This window comes from Nioella nitratireducens (assembly GCF_001879715.1).
Taxonomy (GTDB): Bacteria; Pseudomonadota; Alphaproteobacteria; order Rhodobacterales; family Rhodobacteraceae; genus Nioella; species Nioella nitratireducens.
In genome coordinates this window covers 1-1,132 of the sequence record NZ_MNBW01000068.1, presented here as the reverse complement: position 1 = coordinate 1,132, position 1,132 = coordinate 1, and the positions used below count along the sequence as shown (strand labels likewise).

At 59.2% G+C, this 1,132-nt stretch carries 3 protein-coding genes; all 3 read right to left on the bottom strand.

Going from position 1 to position 1,132, the window contains the following annotated elements; genetic code table 11:
- A partial coding sequence (locus BKY27_RS19605; RefSeq protein ID WP_199559143.1) for a transposase occupies nt 1–256 on the bottom strand: 256 nt, incomplete at its 3' end.
- Nucleotides 257–311: 55 nt separating this feature from the next.
- On the bottom strand, nt 312–659 hold the full coding sequence (tnpB, locus tag BKY27_RS19600) for an IS66 family insertion sequence element accessory protein TnpB (RefSeq protein WP_199559142.1): 348 nt from the start codon (nt 657–659) through the stop codon (nt 312–314).
- Between the two features lie 2 nt (nt 660–661).
- The gene (locus BKY27_RS19595; protein ID WP_071676132.1) at nt 662–1,048 is read right to left on the bottom strand and encodes a transposase; all 387 of its coding nucleotides are present in this window, start codon (nt 1,046–1,048) and stop codon (nt 662–664) included.
- Between the last annotated feature and the right edge of the window lie 84 nt (nt 1,049–1,132).

Below are 1,132 nucleotides of genomic sequence, written 5' to 3'. Positions count from 1 at the left end.
GACGCGGCTTTGGCGGTCGCATGGGCGCGGTGCGCTGATCAGCATCAATCTCAGCTTCCACCTGCGCGATGGCCGTCTCGATGTCTTCGAGCTCCAGCTCGTATTGGCCTGGATCGATCTTCTCGGATTTGCTCCCGAAGAGCGCCTTCTTGAAGGCGGCAACCAGAACCTCGAGCCGGGCATTCTGATCCTGCTGCGCACGGATGATCGCCTTCAACTCAGCAATGTCGTCGGGCAATTCATCAGGTGCGGTCATGCCCGATGCCATAACAAAACAAGGGCAGGATAACCCCTGCAAAGGGCCCCGTGAGTCACTCCGCCGCAGAAGGTGCTGCGACCTCCAAGGGCTGCACGCGCCGCCAATCCAAACCCGCAAACAGCGCCTCAAACTGGGCCGGTTCCAAACGCATCACCCCGTTCTTGATCGCGGGCCATTTGAAGGTGTTATCCTCCAGTCGCTTATACGCCATCACCAGCCCACTGCCGTCCCAGTAGATCAGCTTCAGCCGATCTGCGCGCTTGGCGCGGAACACATATACAGACCCATCAAAGGGCTTCTGTCGCAAATGACCCTGCACCATAGCGGCCAGCCCGTCATGACCCTTGCGGAAATCGACCGGATCACTGGCCACAAAAATGCGGACCTTGTGGGATGGCATCATCACGTCCCAATAGCCCGTGCGATCTCCGCGATCCGCGCGGCTGGCGTTGCCGCATCAAGACGAACAATGACGTCGCCCTTGATCACATCGAGCGTGCTGGAGAATGGGTTGGGCAGAGGTTCGGCGACCGGCGTAGGTGCCTCGATCTCCACAGGCACGAAGTCCATACCCTCCAAATTTGGCAGAACCAGCTTGCCCTGTCGCGCCATCCGTCGCCAATCAGAAACCGTGCTGGGGATCAACTCATATCGCTTCGCGACCGCGTTGACCGTCTCGCCCTCTATCAACGTCTCCGCCACAATCCGAGCCTTCAGCTCCGGTGGCCAATTCCGCTTCCCATCTGTCCGGCGCGGAACCCTTGCCAGAAACTCGCTTAAAGCTCCCATCGAGAAACTCCCCACAAACCAAAGAAGCCTCTGAATCGCAGATCACACGTCAGCTCGAAAGTGTGGGGGCGGCGAACCGCTTAC